Raw genomic sequence first — 25,637 nt, forward strand, 5'->3', positions numbered from 1 at the left:
CATCTCCTCGTTCGCGCGGCCCGTCAGGATGAGCCAGGGATCGCAGATCATGCTGGACGACCTGATCCATGTCCTGAGCGTGAGCGAACTGCGGTCGGCGGCCGTGTCTCCGGACCTTCGGGACCGCCTCGTGACCGCGGCGGAGAAGTGCGACCGCATCAAATCCCTGTCCAACTCCTACTTCACCTGCTACGCACACGAGACGAACCAGCCTGTCGCACGGTCGGGCCAGATCAGGTCCCTGTGGATCAGTGAGATGGCCGGCCATGTCCCCGGCTACGCGCAGTACCGCCTGCAGCTCTTCTCGGGACTGCTCTTCGACAACCACTACGAGTACCAGCGCGGAATCGCCGCGGACCGCCTGGGACTCGAGGTGGCGCACCCTCGACTGGAGGCCACGCTCCGCACCTATGTCACCGGGGCGGTCAGGGATCTGCCGCTCCTTTTCGCCGGATGGTTCTGGCTCGCTGTGGCGCTGGTGCTGGCACTCCGCCCCGGCAGGGGGATCTTCTCGATGCCGGTCCGGGCCCTGGGGGTCAGCTCGGCCGCGTATGTGCTCGGCTATCTGCCCCTGATGCCGACGACCGACTACCGGTACGTCTACTGGCCGGCTATCGCGGGGACCCTCGGCCTGCTCCTGGCGTGGGTGGGGCGTGGCACATCCGCGCCCGAAGGCGACAATGGCGCCAAGGATATGACGGTGGATCAGCCGACCCGCTCCAAGGACGGGTCGCCGAGCGCATCCGCCGGCGCGGAAGGCGCAAGCAGTACGGCATGACCGCGCGGCGGTCCTCCTGATCACTCGGCCCGGGCGGTGCGGTTTCCTGGCATCGCTGTATTGACATGACCATGGTCAGGACTCGACACTCGGGCAGCGGAAGGTCCATACCTTTGGGGCGGCCCCCGCCCCTCTGCCACTGTCTCCCAGTCACTTCCACCCGCGCCGACGCGGTCGGCCGCCTTGGCCGACAACGTTGTCTGAAACGGAGAGCAGGCATGCGACGCAAGAAATCCCTCTGGACCGGACTGTCCGTCATGGCGCTCGTGGGCAGTACCGCGTTGGGTCTGCCCTCGGCGTCGGCCGCGTCGACCGCTGCCTCGGCGGACAAGGTCGAGTACTCGGCCGGCCTGATCCACGCCCTCCAGCACGACCTGGGTCTGACGGAGCGTCAAGCCCGTGTGCGTCTGAAGCGGGAGAAGGCGGCGGCCGAGCTCGCGCCGAAGGCGGAGAAGGCCGCGGGCGGCGCGTTCGGGGGCTCATGGTTCGACCCCGGCACCGGCAGGCTCGTCGTCGGCGTCACCAGCGCGGCCAGGGCCGCCAAGGTGCGCGACGCGGGGGCCGGTGCCGTGATCGTCGCGCACAGCGCGAAGGAACTGGCCGCCACTCAGGCCGTACTGGACGCCCGAGCCAGGGCGCACAAGGCCCCGGCCGGCGTGGCGGGCTGGCATGTCGACCCGCGCTCCTCCACCGTCGTGGTCGATGTCGTCAAGGGCGAGGAACGCACCGCGCCCGTCCGAGAGTTCATCGCCGCGGCGGACAAGGCCGGACCGGTGACCGTAGAAAGCAAGGCCACCGCGGCGCCGCGGACCTTTGCCGCGGGAACGGTCGGCGGCGACCCCTACTACACCGGGAACGTCCGCTGCTCCATAGGCTTCTCGGTGTACGGCGGCTTCGTCACCGCCGGCCACTGCGGCAGTCCCTGGCAGGCCGTCTACGGCTGGGACCGCTCCTACATGGGCAACTTCCAGGGCTCGTCCTTCCCCGGCAACGACTACGCCTGGGTGAACGTCGGCAGTGGCTGGTGGACGGTCCCGGTGGTGCTCGGCTGGGGTACCGTTCCCGACGCGCTCGTGCGTGGCTCGTGGGAAGCTCCGATCGGCTCCTCGATCTGCCGCTCCGGTTCCACCTCGCACTGGCACTGCGGCCAGGTCCAGTCGAAGAACGACACTGTCAACTACGCCCAAGGCGCGGTCTACGAGATGACCGGCACCAGCGTCTGCGCCGAGGGCGGGGACTCCGGGGGCTCGTTCATCACCGGTGACCAGGCCCAGGGAGTGACATCCGGCGGCTACGGCAACTGCTCGTCGGGCGGGCGTACCTGGTTCCAGCCCATCAACGAGATCCTGCGCGTCTACGGGCTGAGGCTGCACACCGCCTGAACGGATCCCTCGACCGGACAGGACGGGACCGGGCGCGCCGATTCGAAGGCCGGCGCGCCCGGACCATTGGTGCTCGGCACCTGAACCCCCGCTTGCGGAACCGGCCGCCGGTGAGTGGATGTCTCACTCACCGGGCCGCGGCGGACGATCGGTGCGGCCTGGAGACGCGCCTGCCGCAGTGGCCGAACAGGCGTCCACCCCCGGGAGGTTGCGAGTGCCCAGGACCGGCGTTGCCCCTGACATGACGGCCGCCGCTCCCCAGCAGCGGCCGCCGGCACGGCGACGCCGCCGGCGGACAGCCGCGCTGCTCGTCTGCGTACTCGCCCTCGTGGCGGAGTCGGCGCTGGTGGTGGTGCGCCTGGCGGGGCTGGACACCGGAACGCCTCTGGCCGTCGTGGTCGTGGGCCTGCCCCACGCCGCGGTCGCCGGGGTGCTCATCCTGCTCACCGTGGCGGCTCTGCGCTCCTGGTGGCTGACGGGGATCGCGGCCGTCCTGGTCGTCGTGGAACTGGTCTGGCTGGTGCCCCGGTTCATCGCGGACGATGTGTCCGTGCCCAACGGTGCGCCGAGATTGAGGGTCGCCACCGTCAACACCCATGTCGCCAAGGTCGACGCCGGGGCGCTGGTCGGGCTGGTCCGCAGGGAGCGGGTGGACGTGCTCGCCGTGGAGGAACTGACGTCCAAGGCGGGCTCCGCCTTCGACAGGGCGGGGTTGGCGGAACTGATGCCCTACCGCGAAGCGCACCCCGAGGCGGGCTCCGCCATCTACTCGCGCCTGCCGCTGTCGGGCGGCGGTCTGCTGCACCGTGACACCACCTGGCCGCAGCCCACCGCCCAGGTCTTCCTCGGCGGTCGCGGGGTGCGGCTGGTCGCGGTCCACACCTTCTATCCGCTGGGCAACGCCAGGCGATGGGCTCAGGACATGAAGGCGCTGCGCTCCGAGGCCGCGGACGACGCCCGGGACACGGTGTTCCTCGGCGACTTCAACGCGACGCTCGACCACGCGTCCATGCGGGACCTCTTGGACACCGGGCTGACGGACACCCACGCGGAACTGGGCCATGGCTGGGCCCCGACCTGGCCCGCCCATGACTCACGCCTGCCACCGCTGATCCAACTCGACCATGTCCTGCACGGCAGCGGTCTGGTGGCGGTCTCGGTGAGTGAACACACCCTGCCCGGCAGCGATCACCGAGCGGTGGTCGCCGAACTGGCGTCGGCCGGGAGCACCTCGTGAACGGACCACGCCGACGGCAGGATCCGTGCCGGCCACGCCCTGCTCCCCTCCGGTGTCGGAGTCCGAAGCCGTGCCCGTGCGGCGCGGACTACCGCAGGTGCCCCAGCACGGATCGCACCGCGCGCTCCACGGCGTCGCGTGCCTCCTCGGTGTGGTCGATCGCCTCGAACCCGTGGCGGCCGTGCGGCACATCGACCACCTCCACATTGGCCTCGCAGTCCTCGGCGGCCGACAGGAACTCATCGACCGTCACCGCGATCTCGGCACGTTCCAATCCCACCCGGGTCAGCACGATGGGCAACCGCCCCGCGTTGCGCACCGCGACCGCGGGGCGGAAACGTGAATCGGTGAGACCCCAGTTCGGCAGCGGCGCGAGCATGGGATAGGACGCCGCCACACACCGCAACCACGGCGCGGGCGCCGCGAGCCAATCCGCCGACAGCAGCCCGCCGCCGGAGAAGTACCACAACGCGACGCGTCCGCCGTCGACACGCGGATCGGCCCGTACGAGCTCGACCGCCTCGGCGACATCCTCGGCGGCGCGCCCGTGGTCGCCGAGATCGTGCAGCCGGTGGTCGACCACAACCCCGACGACTCCCAGGCTCGCCACGTACTGGCCGTAGCCGACCAAGGTGGGCCAGTCCCGCGGCGTCGGCTCCACGTCCGGGGGAACCGGGCCGCCGTGGACGAACACCACCGCTGGACGAGGGCCGTCGGCGTCGGGCAGATGGAGATCGACCCGTCCCACCCGTTCACGACGCCGCTGCGGCACGTCGAGGAGGAATGGCCCAAGATGCGCGGGCCTCCCACTCACCGCCGCGGCCACTCGGTGGCCCTCTCCCGCGGCGCCCTTGAGCAGTACGCCGGCCAGCTCGCCGGGGACGGAGAGCATCGGCCAGTGCCCGGTGTCGAGCTCGAAGAAGCCCACTCGGGGATCGGTGAGCGCCCGGAAGCGCGGATCCCCCATTCCCACCAGGGCCTCGACCAGGGCGATGCTGGACCCATTGGCGGTGCACAGGACGCCCGTCGTCGGCAGCTCGGACGCCGCCCCCGACAGCCGCAGCGGCTGGGAGAGAGTGCCCAGAGGCTGCGGTGCTGCCAGGCGGTCCAGCCGCGCCAGAGCGTCGGCCGGGACTCCCGCGACGCTGCCCCAGCGGGGCCACTGCTCGCGTGGCGGTGGGGGCAGCAGCCAGTCCTCCTCGGTCGGCCCGGTCCGGTCCAGCCGCTCGCGGACCGCCTGGTCCGGCACGAGTGCGAGGGCAGGGTCGCCGTCCTGGGGCATTCCCGCGTCCAGATGGACGATCCCGGCGATCCTCTCCGGACGCCGGTCGGCGGCGCCGAGCACCGGGTGGATGCCGTAGCCGTGACCGACCATCACCACATCCGGCGCGTCCAGGTGGTCGATCAGCTGCGTCAGATCCTGGATATGCGTCTCCAGGTCCGTATCGGGTCCCGCAAGATGACGGCGGTCACCCATGCCCGTGAGCGTCACCGGGTGTGCCTCGGCCCCCGACTCCCGCAGCGCCGCGGCCACTTCGCGCCATGCCCAGCCTCCGGTGAAGGTGTCGCAGACCAGTACCAGTGCAGTCATCGCCATCTCCTCGCATGCCTCGGTCCACGGCCCGGCCGCACAGGCCGCCCGCGCTCGCCGGTACGGTAGGAACTCCCCCTGAGGGAGGTTCAAGTCGTGTCGCCGGACAGCATGTGGAGCATCGGAGAGCTCGCCGAGCACGCCGGCGTCTCCGTCAAGACCGTCCGCTTCTACTCGGACCGCGGTCTGCTGCCCGAAGCCGCCCGCAGCACCGGTGGCCACCGCCGGTACGGCCCCGAGGCACTCGACCGGCTCCGGGTGATCCGCTCGCTGCGCACCCTCGACCTGCCGGTGCCGGACGTCGGACGGATCCTCGACCAGGAGGACGCGCTGGAGGACGTCATCGCGGGGCGGCTGCGGGAGATCGGCTCGCAACTGGCCGCCCTGCGCTGGCGGGACGCCGCCCTTCAACTGCTCCGTGACTGCGCTCCCGAGGACCGCGCGGAGCGGCTGCGCCTGATCGGCGCCGTGTCCGTGCCGCCCAGCACGGCGGCACTGGCGCGTTTCTGGCGGCGCTGGCTGCCGCCGCGGCTGCCGTCCCGGTTGGTCGCCTCCATCCTCGAAGAGGCGATTCCGCAGCCGCCCGCGGAACCCACTCCGTCCCAGGTGCTGGCCTTCGCCGAGCTGCACACCCTCGTCTCCGACGGCTGCGGCAGCGACGATCCCTGCCAGCCGGCGGCGCACCGGACCGAAGAGGGCTACCGCCCGGCGGTTCTCTACGACGGTCTCCGCGAGGCGTATGCGCTGGCGTCGCCGCGGATGCGGGGGCAGCGGCCACCGCACGAGGGCGAGGCACTCGACTGCTTTGTCTCCGCCTATGCCCGGGCACGCGGCGCGCGTGACACTCCCGATTTCCGTCGGCGGCTCAGCACCGTGCTCGCCGCGGATCCCCGGATCGACCGCTACTGGCAACTCACCGCGGAACTGTCCGACCCGTCGGAACCGACCGCCGGCGCCGCCCACGACTGGCTCTGCGCCGCCCTGGACACCCAGGCCGTGCGTTCCTTCTCGGCCTGAGCGGGTGCCGCGTGGCGGCGGAGACCACCGGCATCCGGCAAGGCCGAACGGCGCCGCGCAGGCGCCGGACCGGCCACTGGGCGTGTGGCTCCGCAACGGGCGTGTCCCAGGTGGGTGACAGCATCCTGTCCGGGGCGGGGGGAGTGTTTCCAGCCACTGGCGTGGCGTGCGAAAGTACGGCTCGGGAGCGGCCGGGGCGGTCGCTCGGGGGAGGGGAGATCTCAGATGCGCGCCATGACGTTCGGATCCGTTCGGCGGGGGGCGGTCGCCGCTTGCGCGATGGGCACCGCGATGGTTGCGGTCACCGCCTTGACAGCGGGCGAGGTGCACGCCGCCGGGACCAAGCCGATCGTGTTCTCGCGCTACACAGCCGGCAAGCCGGTCGAGGACCTGTACAGCATCTCCTCCACCGGCGGTACGTTGACCAAACTGACCAACACCCCGCTCGTCAGTGACGTCATGCCGTCCTGGTCTCCGGACGGGAGCAGGATCGCTCTGCTGCGCTACGGATCGGGCGGGGCCATCGACGGCATCTGGACGATGAAGTCCAGCGGCGGCACCCCGGTGCACATCAAGGGCACCGACGGCGCCGCCGATCCTTCCTGGTCCCCGGACGGGCACCGGATCGCGTTCTCCAAGCCGGTCGGCTCCCACACCGAGATCTTCATCTCGGGAACCGGCGGCACCCCGCTCACCCGCCTCACCCACAACTCGGTCGACGACAACAACCCCTCCTGGTCGCCGGACGGCAAGTACCTGGTCTTCTCCCGTACGACCGCCGGGGGGCACAGCCACCTGAAGCGCATCCGCGTGACAACCCACGCCGAGTCCACCGTCACCTCGGTCGGCTCCACCTACGACAGCGCGCCCGACTGGTCGCACGGCAACACCATCGCGTTCAGCCGCTCCGGCTCCTCCGGCATCGCGCACCTGTACGTCGTGCGCCCCGACGGGAGCGGGCTGCACCGGATCACCTCGGGTCGGCTGAACGACATCACCCCCTCCTGGTCGCCCGACGGCACCCGCCTGGTCTTCACTCGCGGTGGCGGTGACGACGCCGACCCCCAGCACCTGTTCCTCGTGAAGTCCGACGGCACCGGGCTGACCCGGCTGACCAAGACCGACTCCCACGACATCGAGGCCGACTGGCGCTCGTTCTGACACCGGGACTCCCTAGCCCGACGGGGGTCCGTCCGAGAGTCCGACGGAGTAGGCGAGGATGGCTGCCTGCACGCGGTTGGTCAGCCGGAGCAGCCGCAGGACCCGGCTGACCTGTGCCTTGACCTGCGACTCCGTCAGGCACAGAAGGGCGCCGATCTCGGCATTGGACAGGCCCCGGGACAGCAGGGCGAGGACTTGTCGCAGTTCCTCGGGCAGAGCGGCGATTTGGTCCTTGACACCGGGCGTCGAGCGGGCCGGGGGCGGGGTGAAGCGCTGGATCAGGGAGCGGGTCATCGACGGCGAGATGATGGCGTCGCCGTTCGCGACGGCCTTGACCGAACTGAGCAGGTCGTGCCGCGAGACGTCCTTGACCAGGAAGCCGTCCGCGCCGGCGCTGAGGGCGGCGTAGAGGTATTCGTCCAAGGCAAAGGAGGTGAGTATGATCACCCGCGGCCGGTGCGGCAGGAGCGCCAGCGCCCGCACGGCTGTGAGTCCGTCCGTGGTGGGCATCCGAATGTCCAGGATGGCGAGATCCGGATGGTGCCGACGGGCGCTGTCGACGGCCTGGGAGCCGTCGACAGCCTCGGCTACGACGGTGATCTCGTCATCGGAGTCGAGCACCAGGCGGATGCCCTCACGTACCAGCGGCTCGTCGTCCGCCACCAGAACCCGGATCATCCGGTTCTCCAAGCTCCCCCGGCGCTTCGGGCGTGCCCTGCGGCGGGATGCGTGCGCGCAGGCGGAAGCCGCCGTCCGGGGTCGCGGAGGCACGCACGTCTCCTCCCGCCCGGGTCACGCGCTCGAGCACGCCGATCAGCCCATGGCCGCCACCGGATGTCCGCGGGGCGATCGGAGCGGACGGGGGACCGTTGCATACGCTGATCTCCAGGCCCTCGGCGCGGACAGCCACCGCGACGCGGACGTCGGCGCCGGGGGCATGTCGGACAGCGTTGGCGACGCCCTGCTGGACCACGCGGTAGGCGATGTCCAGGGCCGCCCGGTCGGCCTCCTCCGGTTCTCCGCTGACCTGCCACGTTACTAGTACGCCGGCTTGGCGGACTTCGTTCAGCAGAGCTTCGACGTCTTCCCGCCACGATCCGGTTCTCCCTGCCGCCTGCACCCGGACGTCGCTCCGCCCGTCGTGCCCTTCGCGTTCGCCGCTGTGCAGAATGTCGAGCAGGGCGCGAAGCTCTCCCATGGCCCGCCGCCCGAGGTCTGCGAGCAACTGAGCCCGCCTGTACGCGTCGGACCGAGGGGGCACGCCCACCTCCAGCGCTCCCGCCTGGATGACGATGAGTCCCACGTAGTGGGCGACCACGTCGTGGACGTCCCAGGTGATCCGGGCGCGCTCCTCCAGCCGAGCGTTGCGCGCGACCAGGTCCTGCTCGCGCTCGAGCTGGTCCGCCCGTTCCCGCAGGCCGCGGATGAGCGTGCGGTGCGCGCGGACCGTCGCGGCCACCAGCACCGGAGCGACGACCATCGGCAGCAGATGGCCCACCGCCGCGTCTTCGACGAACAGCGGAAGGGACGGCCGATCGCCCGGCATCAGAAGGAAGTCGATCGCAGGCACGGTCGCTCCAGCCAAGGCGGCCGCCAACGCCCAGCGGGTCCGCCCGCCGACGACAAGGGTGTAGAGCCCGACGGGGTACGTGACTCCCAACCCGCCCAACCACATGTCCACCAGGGAGGCCGCGACCAGGGCGAGGGGGACCCTGCGGCGGACGATGAGGCACAGAGCCGCCAGGATCTCCACCGCTGTGGTGGCAACGAGGAGGCGCTCGGAGGGCGCGTCGCCGTACAACTGCGGGTCCGTGCGCCGCAGCGGTACGAGGACGAGCGGTTGCAGCAGGCTGTACACGGCCGCGGTCGTCGCCAGAGCCGTGTCGATGACGACGTCACGTCGCAGGTTGGCCGGCACTTGATACTTGCGGGGTGCGCGGGCGAAGAGGCGGTCAATGAGCACGGCGTCGCCGAATGGGTTGGGCAGCGGCGTTGAGCATCGTGCGCGGCAACTCCTCGTCCCTTCGTTGTGGGTCGGAGCCGGGCAGCCGGAAGCCTCGCTGGTCGGACGGAACCCGCACGCGCACGTGACCCCGCGGGGCAGGGCATGAGTCGCCACTGTGTCCGGTCGGTCGTGGGCAAACCTTGCACGAACCTCGATACCCACACTCCGGACGGGGTGCGTGAGGACAGTCGCCTGCCGAGCCACTGCGGTCGCGGCCCCGGGCACCTGGCGAAGGTGCCCGGGGCAGGGGCGCTGTCGGTGACGCCCCACGTCGGCCGTTCGGCTCGGCGAGCGAATGGACAGCGCTGTCCGCCTCGGCACGAACGGCAGCACAGACCTCGCGCTACCGCAGCGCTACCGCCGTCTCAGGAATCCGGCGGGAGTTCGGAGCGTCCTTGGGGCACATTGACGTGCGCTCGGTGCGAGGCGTCGAGTTGTTGCTGAATGTGCGCGGCCGCGGCGGCGCGGTGCTGTGCTCGGTAGAGGTCGAGGGCCTGCCGCCAGAAGTGGCGTGCCGCCCGCTGCCGGTTCAGGGCGTGGTGGGCGTCCCCGAGGTGGGCCAGGACGTTGGCCTCGAACGCGGTGGCGGCGATGCCGATGTCCCGGGAGAGCTCCCGGGACAGGGCGAGAGCCTGGTGGTAGTGGTCCAGGGCCTGGTCATGTCGGCCGTTGAGGTGGTTGATGTAGCCGAGGCTGTCCAGGGTGCTGACCTCGCCACGGCGGTCGCCCTTGTCCCGGCACACGGCGAGAGCTCGGGCGCAGTGGGCGTGGGCCTGCTGGTAGTGGCCCAGTCGGGCGTGGCTCCAGCCTATGGCGTTGAGGATCCTGGCCTCCCACATGGGCTCGCGCAGGCCCTGGTGAATGCGCAGGGCTTGTTCGACACATGACAGTGCCTGCTGGGGATCGCCCAGTTGGTCCCAGGTCCAGCCGAGCGCGAACTGGGCATTGCCCTGGCCGGGTTTGTCACCGGTGTGTTCGAACAGGGTCAGGGCCTTGGTGAGGTGCTCCCGGGCTTCCGCGTACTGGCTTGCCTGGCCGTGGCAGAGTCCGAGGCGCAAGTGGGACAGGGCCAGCACCGCGGGATCGCCCAGTTGTTCGGCCGCGGCGACCGAGGCCCGCCACATGCAAAGGTTCTCCGGGAGGCGGTTCCGGTCCCAGTGCGGGGCGAATATCGATTCGGACAGCTGCCAGGTCAGAGTGTGCCATCCCAGCTCCCTGGTGAGCTGCTGTGCGGCGAGCAGGCAGCTGTGTTCGGTCTCGAACCACGCCCCTGCCGCCGCTGAGTCCGCCAGGGGGTGGGGTGTACAACCCGCGGTCGGCGGGTCGAGGTCGAGCCTGATGGGCCAGAAGGTGTCCATGAGACGGCGGCCGTGGTCGGCGGTGTGGAGGTAGAAGTCGATCAGGCGACGCAGTGCGAGCGTCCGTGCCGCCTCGGACCGGCCGTCCCGGGCGTGCTCTGCGGCGTAGAGGCGGACCAGGTCGTGCATGTGGTAGCGGCCGGGGATGGGCTGGCGCACCAGGTGGGCGGCCTCCAGGGTGCGCAGCAGAGGGCGGGTGCGGGACGGGGTGTGGCCGGTGAGGGCGGCCGCGGCGGGCAGGCTGATGTCCGGGCCGGGAGCGAGGCCGAGCAGGGTGAAGACGCGCGCTGCCTCGGGTTCGAGAGCCTGGTAGGAGGCGGCGAACACGGCACGCAGATCGGCGCCGAGCTCGCCGGCGTCGAGTGCGTCCAGACGGGTCGCGGACTCGGCGAGCTCCGAGGCGAGGTGGGACAGAGGGAAGCCGGGATGGGCGGCAGCGCGCGCCGCGATGATGCTCAGTGCCAGAGGAAGCCCGCCGCAGTGCCGCAGGATCGCGGTGAGGGCATCGGGTTCCGCGGCGATCCGGTCATCGCCGAGATGGCGGGCGAGGAGTTGCCGGGACTCGGCTTCCCTGAGTGTGCCCAAGGTCAGCATTCGCGCTCCCTGGGCGGTGCCCAGGCCCCCCAGGTGGCGGCGGCTGGTGACCAGAACGGCGCAGTTCGGGCTGCCCGGCAGCAGTGGCATGACCTGGGCGGTGTCATGTGCGTTGTCCAGGACGACGAGTATCCGCTTGTCGGCCACCAGACTGCGGTACAGCGCGGCTTGGGCGTCGGGATCCACCGGTACGGCGGACGGTGCCACGCCCAAGGCGCCGAGGAAGCCCCTGATGGCCACCGCGAAGGGCACGGTCTCGCCGGACGGGTCGAAGCCGCGCAGGTTCACGTAGAGCTGGCCGTCCGGGAAGTCCTCCAGATGATTGTGGGCCCAGCGCAGGGCCAGGCAGGTCTTGCCGATGCCGCCGGTGCCCCCGATCGCCGAGATCACCACCGTCGCGCCGACGTCGGCGCGTTGCTCAAGGGCGGCGGAGAGCGCGGCGAGTTCGGCGGTCCGGCCGGTGAACAGCGCGGGAGGCGCGGGCAATTGACGTGGCGTCGGAGTCGGCCCGGCAGCCGGTGCGGTGTCGGCGGTGACTGCGGTGCAGTCGCTCACCTTGGTACCGCCGAGCACGAGCAGCGCGGGATCGCCGGTGAGAACCTGCTGGTGCAGGCGCTTGAGTGAGGGGCCGGGATCGATGCCCAGCTCCTCGGCCAGCCGCTGCCGAGTGCTCTTGTAGCACTCCAGAGCCTCGGCCGTGCGTCCGCACCGATGCAGTGCGAGGATCAGCTGCTCGGCTATGCGCTCGTCCAGAGGGTGCTCACACGCGCGGGTGCGCAGACCGGGTAGCAGATCGGTGTGGCGGTGCAGGCGGAGCCCGATGTCGGTGGCGTCCAGTTCGGCGGCGAGGCGTTCGTGGCGCAGGCTGTCGCGCAGGGCATTGGCCCAAGGGGTGTCCACCGAGCCCAAGGCCTCCCCGCGCCACAGGCCCAGGGCCTGCGCGAGCAACTCCGCGGCCTGCTCGTCGGTGTGGGTCTCTTTGCGGGCCTGGGCCACCGTCCGGCGGAAGCGGTGCAGGTCCACCGTCTGTGCGTCAGCGGTGAGCACATAGCCCGCGGGCCGCCGCGAGATCCGCACGCCGTCGGCGCCCGCCAGAGCGCGCCGCAGGTGTGACAGGTAGCTGTACAGCGTTCCGCGCTGCGCGGTCCGCTCCCCCCAGACCCGGTCGGCGAGCTGGTCGGCCGTCACCTCACGGTTGACGTCCACCAGCAGGGCCGCGAGTACCACCCGCTGACGCGCATGGCCCAGATCGACCAGGCGGCCGTGTATGCGCACTTCTATACCGCCGAGGATCCCGAACTCCACCGCCACCGCGGCCACGCCCCTCCATAGAACGGATCACCGTCAGTGGGGATGATGAGTCCTACCGGCGGGTTTAGCGCGTGTCAGTTGTGAACCGTGAGACGCATTGGTGCGTACCAAGGAGGGTACTTGCTTTCGATGGGGCGCATGAGAGCGCTTTCATGCGCCCCCTGTCGCGAGCGGGCTTGCCCCGGCGCGCCGTTCCCTCGCACGGCCGCGACGCCCTGGAATGGGTTCTGACCAGCAAGTGTCAAGGATCGTCCAAGGTTTGGCCACGGTCGGCCGCCCAGAGTGGCAGGAGACCCGAGGCGCGTGGATTCGGGTTCCGCCGGCGACCGGGCGGGGGGAGTCCATCGGCCGGTCGCGTACGAGAGACCGGGCGCCCTGCCGAGCGGGTCGGACATGGGAGGGGTGGGCAGTGCGCAAGCACAGGATGGATCTTCGTGTCTACTCGGTGGACGGACACGGCAAGGTCACCCGTGAAGGGCCTCGTCAGGAGGTGGAAGTGTACGAGGTGCCCATGGTTCTCAGCTGCCTGGCTCCGTGGCCACGGTGCCAGTGCCCCCACGCGACGGGACGGCCCTGTCCGCTGGACGGGGAAGGTCCGCACGACTTACGCGGCTCCGAGGGGTTACCACCCGCTGGGCGCGAGCAGGCGGACCGGGGAGAAGGGGCGGCGATCGATACGATCGGCTCCGAGCGGCCCGGCTCCACGACGCCCGGCGAGAACGAGAGCGGATGACGGGGGCCGACCGGAAGCCTGTCGACGCCCCTGCGATGCCGCTCGCCCCGCAATGCCTGGACAACCGCCGCGATGCGTCCCGGGAACGCCGCGGAACCGGCGCGGTTGCCCTTCCCCTCCCACGCTCCCGGAGGTCCTCCGACATGCGGCCACGCCGTATCCATCGTTCCCGTGATCGCCTGGAATCCCGCCCCGACGACCAGTTGCTGAGCCTGGTGCGCGAGGGGCGGATCGACGCGTTCCGTACGCTCTACCGTCGCCACTACCCCGCGGCCTACGGCTATGCCGCCCAATGCGTCGTCCGTCCCACTGACGCGCATCAACTCGTCTGCCGGGCCTTCACCCAGGTCCTGAGGACAACCGTGGACGGGACGACCAAGGTGCTCGGCCAACGTCACCGTGGCTGCCTGCGATTAGGACTGCTCGCCGCGGTGCGCCACACCGCCGTACCGCTGTCGGCTCAGGAATCCGGTATGTGCCTCACCCCGAGGTTCCGCCGATGGGTGGCCAACGGCTGCCAGTGGCCTCTGAACGATGGCCGGTCCCTGCTCGCTCCGTTCGTCAGCCTCACGGAATCCGAGCAGTGCCTGCTGTGGCACTCCGTGGTGGAGCAGGACGACCCGGTCCTGGTGGCCCGGATCACCGGGCTGAGCCCGAATCGGCTGGCCCCCATGACCGCGGAGGCAACCGACAGGCTTCGCGAGGCCGTCGCCGACGCCTACGTCGGCCGGCTCCGCGAGGAGTGCCGCGAGACGTTCGGACGTCTGCAAGCCGCGGCGCGGCCGAACGGCCATCGGGCGTTGCGGGGGATCGCCGCGCACCTGCGGTCGTGCCCAGAATGCCTGGCTGTCTATACGGAAATGCACCAGCTGGCTTCCCGGCTGCAACGCCAGCTTCCGCCCCTGCTGCTCGGCTGGTGGCCGGAGGGCGCGTATCGGGCGGCCAAGGCATCCACCACATTGCCCGAGTGCCAGCCCCGGTCCATCGAACGCATGCTGTTCGGACGGGACACGCGAAGCTCGACGCCCGAACCCGTACCGGATCTTCTTCACGACCCGGATTCCGGGTTCGGCCGGCCGGAGATGCCCGCCGAGCGCGGGGGCAGGCGCACGTGGCACCGCCCAACGCGGCCGGGTGGCGCCCCAGCGCCGGGCAGACGGAATCCCCTGCTACGGGCCGGTGGGCTGGGCGCCGCGGGTCTTGCCGCGGTGATGGTCGCCCTGGTGAGCCTGCCGCGGGCAGAGCCGGCCGCACCGGGTATCCGCCTGGTGCCCGCCGACGGGTACGCGGTGCAGGCCTACACGGAGCCCGGCAGCGGCGAGCACACGCGTGCCCGGGTGCTCGGTCCGTCGTCCTGGCTGCGTTACGACAGGCTGGACTTCACGGGGGCGGCGGCCACCCGGCTCACTGCCGGGATCTCGGCGGCAGGTGGCCACGGGGTGCTGGAGGTGCGGCTGGACTCACTCGCCGCACCCCCGCTCACGGAACTGGCGGCCCCCGCCGACGGGTCGCTGAGCGAGGTGTCCGTTCCCATCCCCGCGATCAAGGGGGTGCACTCGGTGTTCCTGACCGCGCGCTGTCCGCCGATGGCCCCCTCGTGCATCGAGGTGCTGTGGTTCGGCGCGGGCCGATGGGCGGCCGGTCCCTGACGGGCCCCAGCGTGCCCACGCCCGTAGTCCTCGACATCTCACCCTGGGATTAGGAGACAGCCGTGATCCACAGGCCATGGCGACGTACCGGGCCACGCTTGGCGACGGGAGGCATCCCACGACCAGAGCGCCGCCTCCAACGGTTCCGGGTCCTGGCGGTGGCCGTGGCGGGATTGGCCCTGATGGGCAGCGCGGTCGGGCTGGCGGTACGGGAAGGCCGGGCAGCCAAGGACGACGACCGGCCATCCGCCGATGCCCCCGCTTCCCCCTCCGCATCCGCCGGTCCCACGCGCGAGAGCGGCGGCAAGGGCGCTTCGCGCGTCGGTCTTTCCCTGCTCAGCCGTGAAGCGGGAGGGAAGTGCCTGACAGCGGTCAAGCGCTGGGAGGAACTGCGGCCCGAGGCGGCCGAGTGCGGTTCGCGACCGGCCCAGTCGTGGGCCGCCGACGAGGAGGGCAGAGGGCGCTATCGGTTGAGGAACCGGATCACCAACGCCTGCCTGACGTTCGCGCCGACGCCCGACGCAAGCGAAGCCGCTCCAGTCCTCGTCCAGGAGTCCGTGGACCCGGTGCCGTCGCTGGAAGTGTGCCGCAATCACGACGGCCGCCAGCACTTCCACTTCATCCCGCTCGGCGACCAGGACCGCTTCGGAGGGCCGGCGAGGCAGGTGCGCGTGGTGAACGCCGGCAACGGACGGGCGTTGGAGGTCGGGGGCGACGGGACCTCACTCGTCGAAGCCGGGCCCGGCAGGGGTCCGCGCCGGGGCTGGGTGATGCGGGTGACCACCCGTCCCTGACAACCGGCGAGCCGTCACGGACCGAACAGCGCTCCATGCGGTCCCAGCACCTGCCGCCGGTTCCGACCGGTGGCAGGTGCTGGGCATCGTCGGCAGCGCCTGCGGCCTCAGAGGGTGCGCTGGAGGCGGTCCGCCATCAGCGTGACGAAGCGCGAGGGGTCGGGGAGCTCTCCGCCCTCGGCCAGGAGCGCCATGCCGTAGACGAGCTCGGCGGTCTCGGCCGGACCGCTGTCGTCATCGCACTCCGCGTGCGCCTTGTTGAGGCCGCTGACCAGCGGGTGGCCCGGGTTGAGTTCGAGGATGCGCTTGACCCGGGGCACTTCCTGGCCCATGGCGCGGTAGATGTTCTCCAGGGCCGGCGTCACGTCGTGCGTGTCCGAGACGATGCAGGCGGGCGAGACGGTGAGGCGGGTGGACAGGCGTACCTCCTTGACGTTCTCGCTCAGCTTGTCCGTCATCCAGGTCAGCAGTCCCGCGAACTCCTCCTGCTGCTTCTCGCGCTGGGTGTCGGCCTCCTTCTTCTCCTCCTCGGTCTCGAGGTCGACCTCACCCTTGGCGATGGAGTGCAGCTCCTTGCCGTCGAAGTCGGGGACGGTGCCGACCCACACCTCGTCGACGGGGTCGGTCAGCAGGAGCACCTCGATGCCCTTGGCCCGGAATGCCTCCATGTGCGGCGAGTTCTCGATCGCCTGACGGGTCTCGCCCGTCATGTAGTAGATGTGCTTCTGCCCGTCCTTCATGCGCTCCACGTACTGCCGCAGCGTGGTCGGCTCGTCCTTGTCGTGGGTCGAGGCGAACGAGGAGGCGGCGAGGATGGCGTCGCGGTTCTCGAAGTCGCTCAGCAGTCCTTCCTTGAGGACGCGGCCGAACTCCCGCCAGAACGTGGCGTAGCGGTCCGGTGCGCCGGACATCATGTCCTTGACCGTGGACAGCACCTTCTTGGTCAGGCGACGGTGCATCAGCTGGATCTGGCGGTCCTGCTGGAGGATCTCGCGCGAGACGTTCAGCGACAGGTCCTGGGCGTCGACGACGCCCTTGACGAAGCGCAGGTAGTCGGGCATGAGCGCTTCGCAGTCGTCCATGATGAAGACGCGCTTCACATACAGCTGGACTCCGCGCTTGTACCCCTGCATGAACAGGTCCTGGGGCGCGTGCGACGGGAGGAACAGCAGTGCCTGGTACTCGAAGGTGCCCTCGGCCTGGAGACGGATGGTCTCGAGCGGGTCGGTCCAGTCGTGGCTGATGTGCTTGTAGAGCTCGTGGTACTCCTCGTCGCTCACCTCGTCCCGCGAGCGCGCCCACAGCGCCTTCATCGAGTTCAGGGTCTCCGGCCTGCCCGGGGCGGCCGCTTCCCTGTCCCCGGAGCCACCGTTTTCGGAGTCACCGTCCTCGGAGTCACCGTCCTCGGAGGCGTCGCCGGAGTCGGCGGCGGCCTCGGTGGCCATCCTGATGGGCCAGGTGATGAAGTCCGAGTACCTCTTGACGATCTCCTTGATCTTCCAGGGGGAGGTGTAGTCGAACAGCTGGTCCTCGGTGTCCTCGGGCTTGAGCCGGAGGGTGACCGCGGTGCCCTGCGGCGCGTCGTCGACGGTCTCGATCGTGTACGTGCCCTCGCCGGTCGACGCCCAGCGGGTGCCCTGGCTCTCACCGGCCCGCCGGGTCACCAGCGTGACCTCGTCGGCCACCATGAAGCTGGAGTAGAAGCCGACACCGAACTGCCCGATGAGTCCCTCGGTGGCGGTGGTGTCCCCGGCGTCCTTGGCCGCCTTGAGCTCCTGGAGGAACTTCGCCGTGCCGGACTTCGCGATCGTCCCGATGAGCTGGACCACCTCGTCGTGCGACATGCCGACGCCGTTGTCCCGGACGGTCAGCGTCCGGGCGTCCTTGTCGGCCTCGATGCCGATGTGCAGGTCCGACACGTCGGCGCCGAGCGTGTCATCACGCAGGGCCTCGAGGCGCAGCTTGTCCAGCGCGTCGGAGGCGTTGGAGATGAGCTCACGCAGAAACACATCCTTGTTCGAGTAGATCGAGTGGATCATCATCTGCAGGAGCTGGCGCGCTTCTACTTGGAACTCGAACGTCTCAGTCGCCATGATTCGCGATTCCTTCTCGGGTCACCAGGTGACGGGAACTTGCCTGGCAGCACTGTAGATCAGCGAGTCATCACAGAATGTCCAGTCTCTGGACCTGGTCACCGATTGACGTTCTGACAATAGTTGATAATATTGTCACCATGTCCGAGATCAAGAGGCGAAAGCGCGAGCAGATTCTGGACGCCGCGCTCGGCGTCTTCGGGCGCTACGGCTACCAGCGGACGTCCATGGATCTGATCGCCCGTGCGGCGAATGTGTCACGGCCCGCGCTGTACCAGCACTTCACCGGCAAGGGCGATGTCTTCCGCGCGGCGGCGGAACGACTGGTCGATCGACTGGTCGATGCCGCCGGCCGGCCCTCCGGCGGCCCGGTGGCCGATCGCCTCCATGGTGCCCTCGCCGTCAAGCTGCACTTCTTCACGGGGACGGTGGACGCACAATTCCGCGGCGAGCTGTTCGCCGAGGCCGCCGACATCGCCCCGGACATCATGGCCTCCTTCAAGGAGCGGCACCTCGCCGTCGTCGAGGGCCTGCTGATCTGCGCACGTGATGAACTCGACCTGCTCGACGTGGCGCTGACCGCGCGCGACGCCGCGGTGCTGCTGCTCGACGCCCTCACCGGCATCTCGCAGGAGGAGGCCCCGCCCGAGGTCCTCGACACCCGCCTCCGGCAGATGGTCGAGCTCACGACTCGCGGCCTGACCTCCTCTCGTCCCCGCCCTGCCTGAGGGCGTCCGCGATCTGCACAGCGCCGTTCAGGGCCAGGAGCACCGAGTGGCCCTTTCTGCTGTTCGGGTTGCCGCATTGGGGTGATGCCGGGACTCGCAGAACGGCACAATTACTGCTGATTGCGCGTAAGGGTGTCGCTACGCAGGGGGTCGCATGACGGCGTCATCGGCTGATGGGGCGGACAGGCCGCTGTACGAGCGGGCGAGTGATCTGCATCGACGAGGGCGGCCCGAGGAGGCGTTACCCCTGCTCCGGGAACTCCTCGAGCAGGAGCCGGACGATGTGGCCGGACGCTACGCGTTCGGGATCTGCCTGACCGACACGGGCAGACATGCCGAAGCGCAAGTCCAGTTCCGGCGCGTCCTGGACGGTGATCCGCGGCATTACCAGGCCGCGTACCGTCTCGGTCGACTGCTCCAAGCCGACGCGGATCGGGAGGGTGCGGCGCAGGCGTACCGCCAAGTGCTCTCGGCCGTGGGAGAGTTCCGCGACACGGCGGCAAGGCTGAGATCGTGCGAGGAGGCCCTCGGCGCCGACGCCGCCCGCGCCCCCGCGCCCGCCCCGTCGGGCCCGGCCCTCACCGGCAGATCGCTCACACCGGGGCCGCCGACCCTGCGGTCCCAGTCCGACGCCCACCGCGTGGCGGACCGGGGCCGGCCGATGATCTCGGTCAGGCTCAAGGCGCGTCACCTTCTGACCATGGTCGCGAAGCGCCTTCTGGTCTGCGCCGCCCTGACGTTGGCATTGCCCCTCATCGGTAGGAACTTGGACCTTTCCCTCGGCGCGGAGGGCGGCCTGTTGCTCGCGCTCGCGGTCCTGGTGGCCTGGATGTACTTTCTTGCCTCCCTCGTCGTCCTGGTGGTGAGGCCGCGGACCAATGGCGCGGACTTCTACGAGTACGGAGTCGACGTGAAGTCGGGCTTCGCCCACCGCAAGGTCCAGTTCATCTGGTACTACCAGATCGTGGAATCGCCCAGCTACGTGAGGACGTTCGGTACGTACTTCACCAGTACCGCCTCTCTCGGCCTGCGCTACAACGAGGCGGGGGCCTCCTCCACGCAGTACCTGGAGTTGTCGGGGATCGGCAGCCCTGACGAGGTACGGGAGATCGGGCGGTACGTCGAGTCACGGACCTTCCCTGAGCGCCATGTGATCCGCGGGCCGTGGACCTGACCGAAGCGGGCCGCGGCGTCGACTACGTCATCATCTCGGGTGGGTTGGCGGAGGCGAAGCCGTCGAACCCGCCGGCCACGGCGTCCGGGTCCGTGAAGCCGGCGGTGTCCGTGTCGGGGCCCGTCGTGCCGTCGGAGTCGGGGCATCCGCCGTCGAAGTCGAACGCGGTGGCGCCGAACCCGGCTCCGGCAACCTCGTGACCTGTCTGCCCTGCCTGGCCTGTCTGCCCCGCGTGCCCTGCCTGGCTTGAGTGCCCTGCCTGGCCTGCGTGCTCCGGCTGGCCCGTGCCGCTGGAGGGGGACGGCTGAGGCTGCCCGGTCTCCTCGTGACTCTTCACAGGGGAAGAGGGCGAAGTCGGCGCGTCCTTCTCGGTCGGCATGACCTGGATCCATGTCCCGCCCACGTCGATGAAGCCTTCGGGGCCCTGCGGCGCTCCGGCGTCCGTGGGCGGACCGAAGGAGCCGCTTGCGTCCGGATCCGCGAAGGCGCCGCCGTCTGCCGTGGAGGGGGGCTGCGGGGTGGGAGCGGGAATCGCCGGGGAATGCGGAAGAGCTGAGGAGGGGCCTGCCGAGGAACCGGTGTGCGCCGGGTCATGTGGCGGCTGCCCGGCGTCGTGTGGCTTCGGGCCCACCGGCGCCTTGTCGGGGTGGGCATGTGGGGCAGTGGTGCCCGATGGGAACGCGGCCTGCGTGACGGAGCCGTGCATGCCGTCCGGGCCCGAGATGCCCATGGGGGTCTTCCCCGGGTCGGCGTGCGGGGGTCCGGCCCCCTTCTCGGTCCAGCCACCCGAAGTGTGGCCCATCGAGTCGTAAGGCTCTTTGTGGTGCCCCCCGAGTCCCGCGTCCGCATGCCCACGGGGCGGTGTGGCCTCCGGGGCGCCTGACGGCGAAGGCCGGACAGGCGCCGCACCGGCATCCGGTGCGGGTGCGGGTGCGCCGGCATCCCGGTGAGGAGCCGGGACCTCATTGGGCGGCGGGCGGTTGTGATGAGTGGCGGCATCCAGATCCCAACTGGCCCCCGCGTCGGAGTCTTGGTGAGGCCGGCCTCCGCCGCCTCCACCGGTCCCGTCGTTCGAACCCCCGCCGCCGGGGGTTGGTGCCTGGTTGTTCCCGGCCGGGGGCGTGGCACCTTGGTGCGGCGGTGCACCGCCTCCCCCCGCGCCTCGCCCCAGGAACCCGGTTCCGAACCGCCTGCGGGCACCGCCCGAAGTCCCTGTGCTCGGAGTCCTGCCCCGACGCCTGTTGCCGCGTCTGCCCATCGCACTCACCCCCAACGGGGCTCCACCGTGCCCCGCTCACCCCAATTGTCCCGAGCGTGGCCCGAATTGTCACCGGCGCGCACACCCTGTCGGGGGTGTGAAGTAGCTTGCGAGGCAGGGAACGGGAGCTGTTGGGGGCAGGGGTATGCGCGGTCTGGACGGGCGTTGGGTGCTGGTGGGGGCCGGGGTGGTCCGTCCCGCGGTGGCGTACGAGCTCCGGGCCGAGGAGGAGTCCTTGGACGCGGTGATCGCCGGGACGCGAATGCCGCTGGACGACATGGTGCGGCGGTGGCTCGCGGGGGAGGTCCTGGGAGCGGAGGCGGTGCTGGTGCCCGCGTCCGGGCTGGTGCTGGAGGTGGCGCGGGACGCAGCGTTCCGGGAGAGCGGGACGGCGCAGGTGGAGTGGTTCAGCGGCGAGGGCGTACTGGAGTCGGCGGCCGAGCCGTTCGGCGGGCGGATCGTGTCCACCCCGGCGGGGCACCATCTCGTGCTGTCCGAGCCGGTGGCATGGGCGCAGCCGTACTCCGCGGAGGACGGCGATGTGCGCCTGCGGCTCGACGACGGGGACACAAGGATCGCGGACACCGTGCACCTGCTCGGTGACCGGCTGCGCCGCACGGTGTCCGTGGTGACGGACGAGATGTACCTCGACCGCCTCGTCTACGACTACGCCCGCGGATAGCCGGAATGCGCGCCTTCTGTCGCTGACAGACGGCGCGCACGGCCTTTCGGTCTACACGGCTTTCGGGTCTAGCTGACGCAGCCCGGTACCACGGTGGGGCTGCAGTTGGTGGGCGTGTTGAGGACGATGGCGGTGAGGTTGTTGGTGACCGTCCCGTTGTTCTCGACGCCGCCGGGGGCGGTGGATGCGGTATTGCGGGTGATGAGGCTCGTGGTGAGCGCGGCGGTGGCGCCTGCGCTGACCTGGATCCCGCCCGCGGGGCCGCTGGTGACGGTGTTCGCGCTGACGGTGCTCGTGCTCAGGGCCAGATTCCCGAGAAGGTGCGAGATACCGCCGCCGCCGTTGCTGCCGGTGGCGGAGTTGCCGTCGATGAGGGTGGTCCTGATGGTCGCGTTGCCGGCGTTCTGCAGCCCGCCGCCACCACTGCTGGTCGCCGTATTGCGCAGCAGCGAGCTGGTGTTGATGTTCAACGTGGTCGCGGACTGGGTCCGGATTCCCCCGCCCGCGGTGGCGGTGTTGTCGGTGACTCGGCTGGTGTTCAGCGTGGTGGTGCCGGCTCGCACGAATACGGCGCCGCCGAAGATCGTCGCGGTGTTGAGGGTCAGGCTGTCGTTGTTGAGGGTGAGCGTCCCGTCGGTGAGGATCGCACCGCCGAGCGAGGCGCGGCCGCCGGTGAGGGTGAGGCCGTTGAGAGTGAGATTGCCGCTCGCAGTGACCTGGAAGAACCGGACTCCGAACGCCGCCGTTTGGGTGATGGTGGTGGCGGCGCCGCTGATGGTGATGGGCGAGCTGATCGTGGGGAAGGCGTTGGAGTCGTTGTCCGCGGCGGTCACGGTGTAGGTGCACAGGGGAGCGAGGGCGATGCTGCCCCCGCCGGATGAGTTGGCGGCGTTGATTGCCGCGATGAGGCCCGGGACGTCGTTGCACGCGACGAACGCCGGGGGCGCGGCGGTGGCGGGGGCGACGGCGGCGCCGACCAGGAAGGCGATGGCGCAGGCAGCGGTGGTGAGGAGTTTGCCGAGCGGAGTCGTGGTGAGGCGGGGGAGATGCATGGGGGCTCCCTGGGATGTGAACTCCGGGTCCCGGCAGCGCGAGGCCGTGCGTTGGGGATCGCCCGGATCCGAAACCGTGTTCCTCTGGGATGGGCGACCCGTCGCACGGATGGCATGAATGGTCCATCACTGGTGGCCCGCCACTCAACGGATTCGCGTTGATTCACCCGTATGGGGGGCGATTTGCGCCCCGTGACCGGCGCGCGTACCCGTGATGGTCGGACGCGTGCGTGCGTTGTGATGTCCGAGAGGAAGTCGGCGTCGGCAGACCGGTGGGGCCCGTGATCCCGGCGATCCGGACCGCTCACTGGGCGAGTGTGTCCATGGTGGCGGCTGGGCAGGATGGACGGACGCGGGTTCCGGCTCATGTCATGGATCGTCCGGGGCCGACAGGGCGAAGTCAGCGACCGCTGTGATCGGACCGGGCCTCGATGGCGTGCAGGACCGCGACCATGTCGGACTGGTCGTGCCCCAGGGCCACGGTCTCGCCGAAGAGGGCATGGCAGACGTCGAGCAACGGCGACGCCAGGCCGGATGCCCGGGCCGCCTCGGCGATGAGGCGGTTGTTCTTGAGGACGTCCAGGGCCGCGGCCTGGACGGCGAAGTCGCGGGCGAGGAGCTTGGGAGCCTTCGTGCGGGAGACGCCGCTGGCCATCGGACCGGCGTCGAGTACGGCCAGGAACTGCTGTCGGTCCAGGCCGTGCCGGTCGGCGAAGTGAAACGACTCGGTGAGGCCGGTGACCATGGTGATCAGGAAGAGGTTCACCGAGAGCTTCATCAGCAGCGCGTTGGGAACCGGTCCGCAGGCGAAGGACTCATGGCACATCGGTCGGAGCAGTGGACGTACCGCCTCCACGGCGGCGTGCTCACCGGCCAGCATGGCCACGAGCCGCCCGGCCTCGGCGGGGCCGCGCGAGCCGGAGACGGGAGCTTCGACGTAGCTGCCACCGGCTGCGCGGACATCGGCTTCGAGCCCCCGTGAGTAGTCGGGCGACGTCGTCCCCATGTGCACGATCGTGTGCTGCGCGACGTTCGCGTCGAAGTCCGGTGTGCCTCGGCCGAGGGCGGAGTCGATCGCGGCGCCGTCGGCCAGCATGAGGATCACGACGCCGGCCTGTTTGAAGACCCCGGCAGGGCTGTCCGCCACACGGGCACCGGCCGCGCGGAGCGGCTCGCTCCTGGCGTCCGTGCGGTTCCAGACGACGAGCGCTGTCCCTGCCTCGGCCAGATTGAGCGCCATGGGCTGCCCCATGACACCGAGTCCGATGAAACCTACCTCCACTGGGCACCGCCGTCTCCGGTCGACATGCTCGTGGAGCCGCCGACCCCGCCGCCTATGACGCGCGTCATAGTAGCGGCTTTCATGACGGGTGTCATAGTGGAGGGAAGCGGCGGCTCGTGCCGAACCGCGGGACGGGCTCATGCTGCGACCGGGGGCGATCCGACCGGCATCGATAGGCTGGCAGAGCCTTCGGGTGAGGGCTGTGCGTCGGGTTGGTCGGGTCCGTCGGGTTGGTCGGGTTCGCGGGGTTCGTTGGTCGATCGGAGGTCGGTGATGGCGGATTCCGGGCGAGGACCGCGTGAGCGAATGGTCTTCAGCGCGGCTCAGCTCATCCGGCGTGGCGGAGTCACCGCGACGAGCATGCGGGACGTGGTTGCCCACGCTCGGGCGCCGAGGGGTTCGCTCCAGCACTACTTCCCCGGCGGCAAGGACCAACTCGTCAACGAGGCCGTGGACTGGGCCGGCCGCTATGCCGCCAAGCGGATCGCCCGATTTCTCGGCGAGATGCCCGAGCCGTCACCCAGCGGTCTGTTCGCCGCCATGGTGCGGCAGTGGACCGACGAGTACGAGACGGTCGGTTTCGCCTCGGGCTGCCCCGTGGCCGCGGCGACCGCGGACTGCGCGGAATCCACCGAATCCACGAGGACCGCTGCCGCGGCGGCATTCGCCTGCTGGAGGCGGCCGGTGGCCGAGGCGCTGACGGAGATGGGCGTGCCTTCCCAGCGGGCCGAGTCCCTTGCGACGCTCATGATCAGCACGCTGGAGGGAGCGATCCTGATGGCCAGAGCCGAACGCGATGCAGGCGCCCTGACAACGGTGGCCCGGGAACTCGCCCCTGTCCTGGACGGTGCCGTCACCCGACGGCGCTGAGGCCGCGCAGTGGATCGGGCCAGGTCGGCGGGCACCGTCCAGCGGTCGTTCAGGCAGTCGGTCGGAAGATGCCGGCCACCACCTCGGACGTTGAGGTCTTGGTGGCGTCGACGAACCATTCGCGGCCGAGCAGTAGGCCGAAGACGGGGACGGGAAGCCGGATCAACGCCCGCATCACCGGCGCCAGTCGGCCGGTTCCAGTCACCTGAGAACGATGGGCGGCGAGTGCTGCCTGCTTTTGGCGGGCGAACCCGCGAACGTCGACGCGGTGCGTGATGGCGGAACGCGGACTGTATGCGCGGGCAGCCACCGCGTCGTGACGAATGGGGATCCTCAATCGGTCCGCCCACCTCAACATCCGGGTCACCACGTCGCTCGGAAGCGTCACCTCGAGCAACTGCCCGACCCCTGCCAGGGCCGCGGCACGTCTGCCCACCTCGTGGACCCTGACATGGTCGCGGTGGCCGTAGCCGCCGTTGGGGTCGTAGCTGAGAAGGACATCCGTCCGCTCTTCCCCGAGGATCGCGGCCAGCCGCTCCGCGGCCTCCTGCGGATCGGCCCGTACGAAGCGCACCCGGTCCGGCGGATCCGGATACAGGGTTTCGCCGTGCCCGCTGTCCGCGTATCCCAGGTGCACGACCCGAGCGACTCCCAACACAGCGGCACTCGCCCGAAGTTCGCCCATCCGGGGCGCTTCTCCTTCGGGGACCGCGCCCATCGTGCCGTCGGTGGCGACGACGATCACCACCCGGTGGCCCTCGGCGGCGGCGCGGGCCAGAGTGCCGCCCGTCATGAGGACCTCGTCGTCCGGATGAGCGTGAAAAGCCACAACCGTTGTCATGGTGGGATATCCTGCACCATCTTCGGCGTCGGTGCTCTCTCGCGTCA

19 protein-coding genes and 1 pseudogene are annotated in these 25,637 nt (G+C 70.3%); 11 read left to right on the forward strand and 9 right to left on the reverse strand.

From position 1 onward, the window contains the following. The 3 genes and pseudogenes from IEY86_RS27515 to IEY86_RS27525 form a co-directional block, all read left to right on the forward strand. Positions 1 to 778: pseudogene (locus IEY86_RS27515) on the forward strand (hypothetical protein); the annotation flags it as partial. A 218-nt stretch (positions 779 to 996) separates the two neighbouring features. Then, entirely contained in the window at positions 997 to 2,160 is a 1,164-nt protein-coding gene (locus IEY86_RS27520) for an alpha-lytic protease prodomain-containing protein (RefSeq protein WP_189134578.1), read from the forward strand. Between the two features lie 214 nt (positions 2,161 to 2,374). Then, positions 2,375 to 3,397, forward strand: a complete 1,023-nt coding sequence (locus IEY86_RS27525) for an endonuclease/exonuclease/phosphatase family protein (RefSeq protein WP_229698809.1) — start codon at positions 2,375 to 2,377, stop codon at positions 3,395 to 3,397. 88 nt (positions 3,398 to 3,485) lie between these two features. Here IEY86_RS27525 and IEY86_RS27530 read toward each other — a convergent pair whose 3' ends face one another. Continuing rightward, complete coding sequence (locus tag IEY86_RS27530; RefSeq protein ID WP_189134579.1) at positions 3,486 to 4,988, reverse strand: alpha/beta hydrolase; 1,503 nt, start codon at positions 4,986 to 4,988, stop codon at positions 3,486 to 3,488. A gap of 96 nt (positions 4,989 to 5,084) precedes the next feature. Here IEY86_RS27530 and IEY86_RS27535 point away from each other — a divergent pair, with 96 nt between their 5' ends. Next, positions 5,085 to 6,005, forward strand: a complete 921-nt coding sequence (locus IEY86_RS27535; RefSeq protein ID WP_229698810.1) for a helix-turn-helix domain-containing protein — start codon at positions 5,085 to 5,087, stop codon at positions 6,003 to 6,005. A 234-nt stretch (positions 6,006 to 6,239) separates the two neighbouring features. Beyond that, entirely contained in the window at positions 6,240 to 7,166 is a 927-nt protein-coding gene (locus tag IEY86_RS27540) for a beta-propeller domain-containing protein (RefSeq protein ID WP_189134580.1), read from the forward strand. A 12-nt stretch (positions 7,167 to 7,178) separates the two neighbouring features. On the opposite strand, the gene IEY86_RS27545 is transcribed toward IEY86_RS27540, so the two are convergent. The 3 genes from IEY86_RS27545 to IEY86_RS27555 all read right to left on the reverse strand — a co-directional run bounded on the left by IEY86_RS27545 (position 7,179) and on the right by IEY86_RS27555 (position 12,443). Further along, positions 7,179 to 7,844: a response regulator gene (locus tag IEY86_RS27545; protein WP_189134581.1), complete on the reverse strand. Its 666-nt coding sequence runs from the start codon at positions 7,842 to 7,844 to the stop codon at positions 7,179 to 7,181. Further along, positions 7,801 to 9,129 (reverse strand): sensor histidine kinase, encoded by a 1,329-nt coding sequence (locus tag IEY86_RS27550; RefSeq protein ID WP_189134582.1) that lies wholly within the window; start codon positions 9,127 to 9,129, stop codon positions 7,801 to 7,803. The genes IEY86_RS27545 and IEY86_RS27550 overlap by 44 nt, the downstream gene beginning before the upstream one ends. Before the next feature lie 407 nt (positions 9,130 to 9,536). Then, positions 9,537 to 12,443: an AfsR/SARP family transcriptional regulator gene (locus tag IEY86_RS27555; RefSeq protein WP_229698811.1), complete on the reverse strand. Its 2,907-nt coding sequence runs from the start codon at positions 12,441 to 12,443 to the stop codon at positions 9,537 to 9,539. 867 nt (positions 12,444 to 13,310) lie between these two features. Here IEY86_RS27555 and IEY86_RS27560 point away from each other — a divergent pair. After that, positions 13,311 to 14,816 carry a carbohydrate-binding protein gene (locus tag IEY86_RS27560; protein ID WP_189134583.1) on the forward strand — a complete coding sequence of 502 codons (1,506 nt, stop codon included), beginning with the start codon at positions 13,311 to 13,313 and terminating at the stop codon, positions 14,814 to 14,816. 182 nt (positions 14,817 to 14,998) lie between these two features. Continuing rightward, positions 14,999 to 15,610, forward strand: a complete 612-nt coding sequence (locus tag IEY86_RS27565) for an RICIN domain-containing protein (RefSeq protein ID WP_189134584.1) — start codon at positions 14,999 to 15,001, stop codon at positions 15,608 to 15,610. A 107-nt stretch (positions 15,611 to 15,717) separates the two neighbouring features. Here IEY86_RS27565 and htpG read toward each other — a convergent pair whose 3' ends face one another. Beyond that, on the reverse strand, positions 15,718 to 17,703 hold the full coding sequence (gene htpG, locus IEY86_RS27570; RefSeq protein ID WP_189134585.1) for a molecular chaperone HtpG: 1,986 nt from the start codon (positions 17,701 to 17,703) through the stop codon (positions 15,718 to 15,720). Between the two features lie 140 nt (positions 17,704 to 17,843). On the opposite strand from htpG, the gene IEY86_RS27575 reads away from it, so the two are divergent. Together IEY86_RS27575 and IEY86_RS27580 are read left to right on the forward strand one after the other, a co-directional pair. After that, entirely contained in the window at positions 17,844 to 18,431 is a 588-nt protein-coding gene (locus tag IEY86_RS27575; protein ID WP_189134586.1) for a TetR/AcrR family transcriptional regulator, read from the forward strand. A gap of 154 nt (positions 18,432 to 18,585) precedes the next feature. Then, positions 18,586 to 19,605: a tetratricopeptide repeat protein gene (locus tag IEY86_RS27580; protein ID WP_189134587.1), complete on the forward strand. Its 1,020-nt coding sequence runs from the start codon at positions 18,586 to 18,588 to the stop codon at positions 19,603 to 19,605. 22 nt (positions 19,606 to 19,627) lie between these two features. Here the strand turns inward: IEY86_RS27580 and IEY86_RS27585 are convergent, their stop codons facing one another. Then, positions 19,628 to 20,407 (reverse strand): hypothetical protein, encoded by a 780-nt coding sequence (locus tag IEY86_RS27585; RefSeq protein WP_189134588.1) that lies wholly within the window; start codon positions 20,405 to 20,407, stop codon positions 19,628 to 19,630. Between the two features lie 601 nt (positions 20,408 to 21,008). On the opposite strand from IEY86_RS27585, the gene IEY86_RS27590 reads away from it, so the two are divergent. Further along, positions 21,009 to 21,545 (forward strand): hypothetical protein, encoded by a 537-nt coding sequence (locus IEY86_RS27590; RefSeq protein WP_189134589.1) that lies wholly within the window; start codon positions 21,009 to 21,011, stop codon positions 21,543 to 21,545. Between the two features lie 68 nt (positions 21,546 to 21,613). On the opposite strand, the gene IEY86_RS27595 is transcribed toward IEY86_RS27590, so the two are convergent. Both IEY86_RS27595 and IEY86_RS27600 read right to left on the reverse strand, forming a co-directional pair. Next, complete coding sequence (locus tag IEY86_RS27595; protein WP_189134590.1) at positions 21,614 to 22,597, reverse strand: hypothetical protein; 984 nt, start codon at positions 22,595 to 22,597, stop codon at positions 21,614 to 21,616. A gap of 400 nt (positions 22,598 to 22,997) precedes the next feature. Further along, complete coding sequence (locus IEY86_RS27600; RefSeq protein WP_229698812.1) at positions 22,998 to 23,879, reverse strand: NAD(P)-dependent oxidoreductase; 882 nt, start codon at positions 23,877 to 23,879, stop codon at positions 22,998 to 23,000. 273 nt (positions 23,880 to 24,152) lie between these two features. On the opposite strand from IEY86_RS27600, the gene IEY86_RS27605 reads away from it, so the two are divergent. After that, complete coding sequence (locus IEY86_RS27605; protein WP_189134592.1) at positions 24,153 to 24,749, forward strand: TetR/AcrR family transcriptional regulator; 597 nt, start codon at positions 24,153 to 24,155, stop codon at positions 24,747 to 24,749. Between the two features lie 49 nt (positions 24,750 to 24,798). On the opposite strand, the gene IEY86_RS27610 is transcribed toward IEY86_RS27605, so the two are convergent. Further along, on the reverse strand, positions 24,799 to 25,590 hold the full coding sequence (locus IEY86_RS27610; RefSeq protein WP_189134593.1) for a PIG-L deacetylase family protein: 792 nt from the start codon (positions 25,588 to 25,590) through the stop codon (positions 24,799 to 24,801). Between the last annotated feature and the right edge of the window lie 47 nt (positions 25,591 to 25,637).

Origin of the sequence: Wenjunlia tyrosinilytica, from assembly GCF_014646055.1 — a bacterium.
GTDB lineage: Bacteria > Actinomycetota > Actinomycetes > Streptomycetales > Streptomycetaceae > Wenjunlia > Wenjunlia tyrosinilytica.

What these genes read in the sequence shown, in the direction of transcription:
- IEY86_RS27560 (WP_189134583.1), top strand. Translation starts at nt 13,311, where the DNA reads ATGCGGCCACGCCGTATCCATCGTTCCCGTGATCGCCTGGAATCCCGC.
- IEY86_RS27575 (WP_189134586.1), top strand. Translation starts at nt 17,844, where the DNA reads ATGTCCGAGATCAAGAGGCGAAAGCGCGAGCAGATTCTGGACGCCGCG.
- htpG (WP_189134585.1), bottom strand. Translation starts at nt 17,703, where the DNA reads ATGGCGACTGAGACGTTCGAGTTCCAAGTAGAAGCGCGCCAGCTCCTG.
- IEY86_RS27595 (WP_189134590.1), bottom strand. Translation starts at nt 22,597, where the DNA reads ATGCATCTCCCCCGCCTCACCACGACTCCGCTCGGCAAACTCCTCACC.
- IEY86_RS27585 (WP_189134588.1), bottom strand. Translation starts at nt 20,407, where the DNA reads ATGGGCCACACTTCGGGTGGCTGGACCGAGAAGGGGGCCGGACCCCCG.
- IEY86_RS27610 (WP_189134593.1), bottom strand. Translation starts at nt 25,590, where the DNA reads ATGACAACGGTTGTGGCTTTTCACGCTCATCCGGACGACGAGGTCCTC.
- IEY86_RS27520 (WP_189134578.1), top strand. Translation starts at nt 997, where the DNA reads ATGCGACGCAAGAAATCCCTCTGGACCGGACTGTCCGTCATGGCGCTC.
- IEY86_RS27605 (WP_189134592.1), top strand. Translation starts at nt 24,153, where the DNA reads ATGGCGGATTCCGGGCGAGGACCGCGTGAGCGAATGGTCTTCAGCGCG.
- IEY86_RS27590 (WP_189134589.1), top strand. Translation starts at nt 21,009, where the DNA reads ATGCGCGGTCTGGACGGGCGTTGGGTGCTGGTGGGGGCCGGGGTGGTC.
- IEY86_RS27530 (WP_189134579.1), bottom strand. Translation starts at nt 4,988, where the DNA reads ATGACTGCACTGGTACTGGTCTGCGACACCTTCACCGGAGGCTGGGCA.
- IEY86_RS27565 (WP_189134584.1), top strand. Translation starts at nt 14,999, where the DNA reads ATGGGCAGCGCGGTCGGGCTGGCGGTACGGGAAGGCCGGGCAGCCAAG.
- IEY86_RS27580 (WP_189134587.1), top strand. Translation starts at nt 18,586, where the DNA reads ATGACGGCGTCATCGGCTGATGGGGCGGACAGGCCGCTGTACGAGCGG.
- IEY86_RS27545 (WP_189134581.1), bottom strand. Translation starts at nt 7,844, where the DNA reads ATGATCCGGGTTCTGGTGGCGGACGACGAGCCGCTGGTACGTGAGGGC.
- IEY86_RS27540 (WP_189134580.1), top strand. Translation starts at nt 6,240, where the DNA reads ATGACGTTCGGATCCGTTCGGCGGGGGGCGGTCGCCGCTTGCGCGATG.